Annotated in this window: 4 protein-coding genes; 3 read left to right on the plus strand and 1 reads right to left on the minus strand. The window is 59.3% G+C overall.

What is annotated here, in order from left to right; genetic code table 11:
- Positions 1 to 403 precede the first annotated feature (403 nt).
- Complete coding sequence (locus J7360_RS09840; RefSeq protein WP_209033760.1) at positions 404 to 6,004, minus strand: DUF3320 domain-containing protein; 5,601 nt, start codon at positions 6,002 to 6,004, stop codon at positions 404 to 406.
- 117 nt (positions 6,005 to 6,121) lie between these two features.
- Here J7360_RS09840 and J7360_RS09845 point away from each other — a divergent pair, with 117 nt between their 5' ends.
- The 3 genes from J7360_RS09845 (at position 6,122) to J7360_RS09855 (ending at position 9,488) form a co-directional block, all read left to right on the plus strand.
- Positions 6,122 to 6,871 carry an abortive infection family protein gene (locus J7360_RS09845; protein WP_209033762.1) on the plus strand — a complete coding sequence of 250 codons (750 nt, stop codon included), beginning with the start codon at positions 6,122 to 6,124 and terminating at the stop codon, positions 6,869 to 6,871.
- Between the two features lie 105 nt (positions 6,872 to 6,976).
- The gene (locus tag J7360_RS09850) at positions 6,977 to 7,873 is read left to right on the plus strand and encodes a hypothetical protein (protein ID WP_057664201.1); all 897 of its coding nucleotides are present in this window, start codon (positions 6,977 to 6,979) and stop codon (positions 7,871 to 7,873) included.
- A gap of 22 nt (positions 7,874 to 7,895) precedes the next feature.
- Positions 7,896 to 9,488: a hypothetical protein gene (locus J7360_RS09855; RefSeq protein ID WP_244667788.1), complete on the plus strand. Its 1,593-nt coding sequence runs from the start codon at positions 7,896 to 7,898 to the stop codon at positions 9,486 to 9,488.
- Positions 9,489 to 9,529: the final 41 nt, after the last annotated feature.

A 9,529-nucleotide genomic window follows, 5' to 3' on the forward strand; every position in this document is an offset into this window, starting at 1 on the left:
GCTCATCTGCGTTTTAAGCGCGTGCAGTTCCCGTAGCAGGGTGAGCGCTGCTCGCTGCAGATCGTCCTGAAAGCGATAGCAGCGATGCAGGTGTCGGCAGCGCGACAACCTACACTGCACGGTCGAGCGCGCCGCTGAGTGATCCGTGCGCTGACACATTGATCGTCAGGACGACCGTCGCACCGAGTGTGGGACAGCGGATGGGACGAGCGGCGTGCGTGGCGGAACGTCACGGCGCCTCAGCGATTTCAACGACGTATGGCGGAGAGAGTGGGATTCGAAGTAACGCGCCCTAACCCACTGATCTGCAAGCAAAACAAAAACCGGATTGTGTCCTAGTGTGTGTCTGGCAAGTTTAGGGTTGCTGACGAGTAGCGGCAAGAGTGAAGACCTCAGCCGCAGATCAGGGCAACACCAAAAGATCTCCCTTTGGCGCTAATCGCCCCGCCCCCACCAAGGCCTCACAGCGATCAAGAATGACCCGGCGAAGTTGTGGGCTCGTGCTCTTGTAGCCGAGCTGCCGAGAGACCATCGTCACCAACTCCTCAGCCTTCGCGCCCAGATTGTCCTGCACGACCTTGATCAGAGCCGAATCGATTTCGGAGGGAGGCAAGAATTCTGGGCGGCGCAATGTCAGGGACTCGACTATCGAGCGGTCCCGCACGCGGACCTGTTTCCCTGGAATGGCCAAGAAGTCCTTGTCGACGATCTGCACACCACCCATCGACACTACCGACCCAATCGCATCCTCAACAGCTTGCTGGATGCGCGAACCTGCGCGCTGCAAGCCCCAAAGCGTCCGGGCGCGCGTCACGATCTCGCTGCGATGAATGGGGCTTTCTATTTCAACGATCTGCCGCACGATGGTTGCGAGTTGCCCTGTTGGCACCAGATGCAATTCGAACTGATTGCTTGGCACAGCAAAGGTCGCCTCGATGTAAGGCTCAGTGTCCGGAGGACTTTGAGCTTCAATGAGCCCCATCTCGGTCACTTCACCGCGATCGACGGTTAGGATCTCAACCGGCACCGCACGGTGCGAAGGCTTGGGACTGGGCTCTAAGGTGCCTGACTCTGACTTCGCGCGTTCAATAGCGGCAACAAGCTTTTCAAGCTCCGCCTCGGGCCTATGGAACCAGTCTGAACTCCAAATGCGGTAAACCTGCCAGCCTTTGTCACGCAACACGCTCTCACGCAATCGATCGCGATCACGGGCACTTTTTGCTTCTCGATACGACTGCCCGTCGCACTCAATCCCTAAGATGTAGCGCCCAGGTTTGTCCGGATTGGCAATCGCGATATCGACGAAGAAGCCTGCCAAGCCTACGTCCGTGTGAAGGTCGTAGCCCCGCGCGCGAAGCGCTTGGGCAACCTCTTGCTCAAACACGCTTTGCTTGGAGTCGCGCTCCTCCTTGTTGAGCGTCAGACGACCGGTCCTGGCGTAGTTCAAGAAAAGCTTCAAAGCGAAAGTGCCCTTGCCCTTAGCCCGATCGGTATCAATGTCCTCATCGGTGATCGAGGTGAATATTTCGCAGCGCGACTTGGCCCGGCTGATCAGCACATTCAAGCGACGCTCGCCCCCTTCACTGCTCACGGGACCAAAATTCATCGTCATGTGGCGCTGCGCATCGCGCCCGTAGCCGACCGAGATGAAGATGACATCGCGCTCGTCGCCCTGGATGTTTTCTAGGCTTTTGACAAAGAACGGCTCAGCCGGGTGATCTGCAAAGAACCCTTCTGTCTCAGGGTGCTGGCGTCGCAGCAGCTCCAACTCATCGAGAATGGCGCGGCGCTGCGCTGTCGAGAATGTCGCTACACCCAGCGTGAGCTGAGGCGTGTGCTGTGCATGCGCCAGCACCGCGAGTGCTACGGCCTTGGCTTCTTTTGGATTGGTGCGCGTGTTGCCCCGGTCGTAGATGGCTTCTGGTAGATGATGCAGTCGCAAGCCCACGCCTGCTTCGCTCGTGTAGGGACTTGGAACGATGAAGAGCTTGCCTTCGTAAAACTGCTGATTGGAAACAGCGATCAACGACTGATGGCGGCTCCGGTAGTGCCAACGCAGCATGCGCTCAGGCAAGCCTCGCGCACGGCAAAGGCCCAAGATGCTTTCCACATCCGACGCCTGCGCCCCGCCCTCATCGTCTTCCCGATCCCCCCCGTCGCCAAGCGCTTTGGAGAAGAAGCGCGTGGGCGGAAGTTGCCGCTCATCACCCACGATCACCAACTGCTTTGCGCGCGCAATCGCACCGAGCGCGTCGATCGGCTGCACTTGGCTCGCCTCGTCAATGACCAGCATGTCAAAGTCCAGCGCGCCTGCCGGCAAGAACTGCGCCACCGACAACGGGCTCATCATGAAGACGGGTTTGAGCGCCTGGATCGCGGGGGCACACCGTTGCATCAGTTGCCGGATCGGCAGATGCCCCTTCTTCCTCGCCATCTCGCCAATCAAGACAGCGGTCGGGCCGGTTGCTCCACCTTGGCGCGGGATCTTGCTGTGGTGCGCCTTGACGACTTCGTAGCGCGCGAGCTGCATGCGCTCTTGATCGAGGCTTGCAAAGCTTGCCACCACCTGCGATTGACGCTGCCCGTCAAAGCTTGCCAGCGCTCGATCGCGCTGCACCAGTGCTTGAAGCACCGCTTCGTAGTAAGACAGCTCAAACACGCCCAGAGCGTCAGCAACGGCCAAGTCCCCCTTGGCAAGCGCATCGACCACCGCGCCAAGGCCTTTGCGCTTGGCCTCATTGGCAATGGCCAGATACGCCACCCAAGTCCGAAGCCCTTCCGGGTCGGCTTGCCAGCTCGCCAGCTGTGATTTGAGCGTTGCCAAGGATGTTTGGCTTGGGTCACGCGTGATCTCAGCATTGCCTTCAAGCTGCAAGCCAACCAGAAGATCCATCACTTCGCCTGCCAAGGTGCCAGCAGCTGACGACGCTCGTTCGGCTTGGTCCAGCAGCTGTTGGGGCTCACTGATGCGTGCGGCCAAGGGCCGAAGCTCGGGATTTTGCTCAATCCAAGACACGATCGGATAAAGCTCGCCTGCCTTACTGTCGAGCGCTAGCCAAAACGGGCCAAACGCAGATGCCCCATCATTGGTCACTGCCTCAAACGCAGCATTGGCCGCTTGTGCCTGTTGGATCTCACCTATCGCCGCGAGCGCCTGCTCAACGGTCAGGTCCTCTGCCCCGAGCAAGAAGGCAGCCTGCTCAGATGCGGCCAGCCAAAGCGCCGATTTATCCATGAGATCAGAAAGCGCAACACGCTTTAAGACGGTCTCCTCGCCCCAAGGATTACGCTCAGCTGCAAGTAATGCTTCGTGCACGGGCGAAAGATTGCGACCGAGTTCTTCCAGAACTGGCTTCACGCGCTTGGCAATTTCGGTTGCCAGCACCCGATCACCGATGTCAGCTAAGCGCTCACGCACTCCACTCCCTAAGGGACGGAGCGTGCGCATCCAAGCCACAACGCCTCTGAGGAACGAAGGGTTTGAGCGCTCGCGTTGCCAGTTCGAGCCAAACGCCTCTTGGCCTTGGGGGTCGTGCTCGGCGATTTTGCGCTGCGCCGCCTTGGCATCGAGCAGCACATCCAAAGACCCAAGCATGTCCAAAGCTGGAAGCTTGGGGTTAGAAAGCAGTGTGCGGATTGTCTGATTGGCGCGACGCCAATCTCCACTTAGGAAGCGAAACAGGCTCGTGCCGCGCATGGCCAACTGACCGCGCGCCGCTTCAAGTTCCGCAGGGTCTTTGTTCCAGGCGCTGTCCCGGAAGACCGTTGAGAGGCTTGCTTTGGCCTGCTGGACGCTTTCAACGGCCACGACGATCTCTTCGACCGCATCTACCCCCCGGTCCCAAATGTGAGCCACCAGCGCATCGCGATCGAGTTCCGGAATGCTCGTGGCCCGCTCAGCGATCGCAACGAGGCGGAGGGCGAGATCCAGCGTCAGCGGTGACTTCTCAGCCAGAAGCTGCGTCAAGCGAGTGAGATCTGGCAGAAGCCGAACCAGTGCGCTGTGTGCCCCACCGAGCGTTGCAAGCTCTTTCCCCAAGACGAAGCTGCTTGGCAATGCGCCCAAGGTGGCCTTGGTAGCGTCCCAGTCCTGCACCAACGCGTCCGCTTTGATCTTCGCTTCGACCGCCGCCCTGGCCTTCTGAGCGCTTTCCAGCACATCGATGACAGTCGACGCACGACCAGGCTCATCCCAGACCTCGCTTTGGAGCGCGTTGGAGCCAAGCTTTGGCGCTTCTAGGAGCGCCTTCACGCGCTGAACCGCAAGGCCCGCATCATCAAAGAGCGCCGGAGGAGCAAGGTCCAGTGTGTGGTGGAGCGAAGTGCTTGACGCTTCCCAGTCACCCAACCGCTGGGACAATCCTGAGACCAAAATGAGCAACCGGTCGCGCTCACTCGGTAAGAGACCGTCGTTCTGAACGCCGCTCCAAGCGTGCTCATCTGGAACGCCGATCTCTTCAACTCGCTCGATCAGTTCGCGCAGGAGCGATTCCCGCTCCTCCTTTTGATGGGACGCCCAGGAGGTCGGCGCTTCGAGAGGCAGGCTTTGGGTCGTGTAGCCCAAGCGACGCAGGCGCACCATGTGTCCGAAGACTTGGTAAGGCGTCAGTCCAGACGGCTGGTGAACTTCGTGGAGCCGCGCCACATGGGCGTTGAGCGTGTCACGTCGTTCGGTGAGCTGCTCGATGATGGGCGCAGAGCTGCTTCGCTTCGGCTCGCCTAGGTTCAGCGTCTGGCGAAGTTCTTCCAGTAGTGAGCGCTTGTTGGCCTTGTTGCTATGGAGTTCCAGACACGCCACCCCCACACCGACATGATCCAAACGGCGTTTGACCACTTCGAGCGCGGCCATCTTCTCCGCCACGAACAGCACGCGCTTACCCTCAGCCACAGCGCCTGAGATGATGTTCGCGATGGTTTGAGACTTGCCCGTTCCAGGGGGCCCTTGCACCAGGATGTTGTTGCCTTGGAGCACATCGTGCACCACCAAGGCTTGCGACGAATCGCAGTCCACCACATGGCGCATCTTCTCAGGCGGGATGATGCGGTCCAGATTGCTCGCCTCATCGGTAAGACTTGCTCCGGGAAAGCCATCCTGAACGACGCCCCGAAGCGTCGGGATGGCCTCCATCCCGCCCAGCGCCTCCCAACCCTGGGGGTCTAAGTCCCGATACATCATGAACTTGGCGAACGAGAACAGCCCCAGGATGGCGTCATCGCGAAGCACACCCCAGGTGTCTTTGCCTTCCAGCATCACTTCAACCGACGCCAAGTAAGCATCAATATCGAGCGTTTCGAACTCTTCGATGTTGGGCAAGCGCAGCCCAAACTCGCGCTGCAAGAACAACTGCAACGACAAGTTGGCTTGGATATCGTCGCCGGTCCATTTGAGGTGGAACTTCTCGCCCGCTGTGCTTCGCTCCAATTGAACGGGGATGAGCACCAACGGCGCGAAGCGGTCCGTTTGCGGGGTGGAAGTAGCGCGCCAGCGCAGGTAGCCAACTGCTAGGTAAAGGACATTAACGCCTTGCTCTTCTTGGAGCGTGCGCGCATCGGTGTAAAGATCCAGCAAGCGCTTTTGCAAGCCCGTTGGGGTCAAACGCGTGGTTAGCTGCGCGTCCCAGTGCGCCTTAACACGCCCATTCTCGTCCAGTTCGAAATCGGGCTGTGCGATCAGCTCAAGGTCTTTCGGAGCCTCGTCCAGCAGAACCGCTTCATCGTCGTCATCAAGCTCAGGAAGCGCCCCGCCTTGCTTCGGGTCTTCTTTTCCCGCTACAAAGGTGAAGCGTTTTCCGTCAATGACCAAGATCTGATACATCGCCTTGGCCAGCTCATGGACAACCTCAATGGTCTTCGCGCGCCCCCCTCTGGGCGTATGAAGGAGTCGGTTGCGCGTGGACAGATCCAAAAGCTCCAAGCGGGCCTTTTCGATCTTGTCCTTAAGACCACCTGCCCCCCGGAGCGAAGAAGACTCTTCACCTGCCTGTGCCAACGCCGTCTGATCCATTGACTTTCCCCTGTTACGGGGCTCGGACGGGCGTCGAACGCCCCCTTCGCTGCCCCAAAGCGTCTGCCTATAATGCTCCCAAAGTGACGGGTGTTCCAGCGGATTAGGGGGTGATCTGTGGGCGAGTTGCGAAGCAGTGAGATTCACTGGGTGGTCCATCAATACATCGGTGTGGAGGGGGGCTACTTGGGCGATTTCTCCTACCGCACGCACCGAGAATTCTATTCGGCCTTCTGCGACCTGGACTTAGATCTTGATGCCTTCGACGGCAACACCACGCGCGAGCGATTTGTGGCCATCCTGAGTGGTGTGGAAGGACACCGACAAGCGGCCATTCTTCGAGGCATCGCCAAGAAGTATCCGCAAGGTGGGGAACACTTCCGGACGTCCCAGGCCTATAAAAAGCTTTTGGAGCTGGCCAGGAGATGCGCCGATGGGCTTTCAGTGCAAGCGAGCAGCCCAGCCATCACGAGCGATATCTTGAAGCGCGCCTTGGCTGACGCCAATACGCTGATCCGAAGCGCGGGCCCTACCCATGCGGTTGATCGCATTCACACGGCGCTTCACGCTTACCTCAAAGCGGTGTGTCACGCCCAAGGGATCGAAGCACCAACAAACGCCACGATCACCAACCTATTCACGATTCTCAGAAAAGAGCACCAAAGCCTGCGAAACTTGGGCAGCCAATCGGACACGATGAACAATGTTCTGAGGTCGCTGAGCAATGTCATTGACTGCCTCAATCCGGCTCGCAACCACGGCAGCTTGGCTCATGCCAATGAGAGCTTGCTGGACAAAGATGAAGCCATGCTCGCGATCAACGCCGCCAGGACCGTGTTTCAGTATCTAGACAGCAAGTTTTCCTGACGATTGATGAGCTATCTGGCTTCGCTGCACGCAGTCTACGCAAGGCGTGTGCCGCCTCGGTAAGCTAGCATCACTAAGAGGATTGACCGCAAGGAACGCCTTCGCATGCCCCCGTCGTTGTCCCCCTCCTTGAAAGTCTTACCGTCCCAATGCAAAGCCTGGCTCGACCGGGCCAAAAGCGCGGGCGACATCGATCGCTACACCCAGGCCGTCGAGGAGCATCTCAAAGCCACCGGACCGTTGAGCCCCAAGGTCGGCACTCAGCTGGGGCGGATCAGCCACTTTTGGAGTGTGGCTGCGTGTGATGCCTACTTCCGCGAAGACTTAGCAGAGCTTGCCCGGTTCTTCTGCTGGACGATCGAGAGTCGCGCCCTGCTTCTGCGCTGGGACGCGGTGCACAGCCAGATGCATCCCGAACTAGGGAATTGGCCGCAGGAGTATTCGGATAGCCTGCGAGCAGCTGGGCCCTCCGTCTTGTCCGACTGGGTGACGGGCAAGGTCTGCACACAGCGCTTCTTGGAAATGGCCGAAAAGGACGAGCAACTCAATACGCTCCCGCAGTCCCGGCGTATTGCCCACAACACGCACGATGTGTTCCTGATCGGACTGCTGTCGGAAGGCTATGGTCTTGCCACCCACTTCGAGTCTCGCAAACCACTGACTGCGCCCTACCAGGCAGTCCTAGACACCTGGAAGAGCCAAGATCAAGATGCGTTTGCAAACGCCACAGGCGAGGCTGCTGACTTTCATCTGAGCCGAAGCAAAGCGAGCACAGGCTCAAAGACCTACGAGTTTGATCGCGACTTCGATCGCGTCTTCCCGATCGAGCTACTTGCTGTGCTGGCCTTTCGTCGGCGTGATGGTCTGCCTGAGTTCCCAAGCGGCCATGCCTTGATAGATGGGCCGTGGTCGCTGATCAGGGATCTTGCCTGCCCACCGCCATCCCCACTCCTCGCTGCCGTTCTGGCGCGCGTTGAAGAGGATTACCCGCTTTTCCGTTAGCTCATGTCGAAAGGATTCACGCATGAACGCACCCAATCGTCCCAAAGACTCCGCTGATCTTGCCGCCCTTGCCATGGCAACCGACGCCAATGGCCAAGTTGATCTGACCGCGCTCGAAGCACACCGCCTGATCCTGAACAACCAGACCATCCAGGGTCTTGATGCGCAAGGCTTGGTCAACTCGATCACGCGCTCCCCTGCCTATGCCGATCCAAAGGGTCGCGAGGAAGTCGGGACGCTCATTGACGCAATTTCCAAGCGCTTGCCGCCAGCGGACGCAATGCGCTTTGATAAGGCGCTTGATGCAGCCAATGTCAACGAGTCGTGGGCTGAGCGGAACTTCGAGCGCTATGTCCAGGAGCCGGTAGTTGCGGGCTGGGAGAGTGCCAAAGCGCGAGGGAGCGCGGCGCTCAACTGGACCGATGCTCAAATCAGCGACAACTTGGCGCAATCACGACGCTGGGCGCAGGAGGTCCGCGACAACCCCCAGAACAGCTATCTCGAACGCGCCGCTGGCGCGATCTCATCCGATCTGGCCGGGTGCGGCCAGGACAGCTATGGGGCGATGAAAGGTGCGACCAGTCATGGCCTCTCAATGTTGGGTGACACGGTCGATCTGGCCAAGTTCGCCTATGAGTTCAGAACCGACGAGAACTTTCGCAACCTGGTCATGGGTTCGGCATCGGTCTATGCCAACCAAGCCATCGATGATCCGGGCAAAGTGCCGCGCGACATCAAGAATGCCGCCGTTAGCGCCTGGAACGAGTGGGAAAAAGGCTTTGAGCAGGCCACGCGCGAAGGCAAGGAGCAGGAATACCTAGGCCAAGCCAAAGGTGCGGCGGCGATCGAAATTATCGCCACATTCGTGCCGGTGTCCAAGCTCACCAAGCTTGGCAAAGTGGCCAAAGTTGCCGATGGGGTCGAGGATCTTGCCGCAGATGCGGGACGAGTTGCAGGCCGAGCCGAACGCCATGTTGCAGGCGAGCTTGGCGAAGAACTGCTGGAACTCGCGCACGATGCCCGGCAGCTTCAAAGCAAGGGCGGGCTCGAAGCCAAGGGCGCTGACCTCATGTTTCATGGCTTGGCAGGCGTCAAACGCAGCCAAGGCGAACTCGGGGAACTGGTGGACGGGCTTCGCAAGTCGGGGCACCTGGATGGATTGCTTGACAGCGCCGCTCTGACACCCAAGGAACTTGGTTACTTGGCGCGGCAAGATATCAGCATGTTCAATGGCTCGGTGTCGTTTGAGCAAGCGATCACCAAGTCGGTGGGTGGACGAGAACTCTCGGCATTGACCCGAGCAGAGACCGGCGACATTGGTGAAGCAATCGTCTCGCATCGACTGGCTGAGCAAGGCTATCGCGACCTGGTCCCGATCCAGAACAATTCTGGCCACGGCAACGACCTGGCCGGCTTCAATCCTGAAAGCGGACGCTGGGAAGTCATTGAAGTCAAAGCGTCTGTCATCGGCGCTGCCAAGGATCAAGTGGGTGATCCTCAACGCCTGATCACCGCGCGGCTTGAAAGAGCCATCGAAGGTCGGGGCCACTGGGATGCGAAGAACGTGTGGGAGGGTAATCCCCCCACTTTTAGCGGTCGCCAGAAGTGGAGCTAAGCGGCCATCGCCAACTTCATGGCAGGCGTGATGCCGCCGAG

Origin of the sequence: Xanthomonas sp. D-99, assembly GCF_017746145.1 — a bacterium.
Classification (GTDB): Bacteria; Pseudomonadota; Gammaproteobacteria; order Xanthomonadales; family Xanthomonadaceae; genus Xanthomonas; species Xanthomonas cissicola.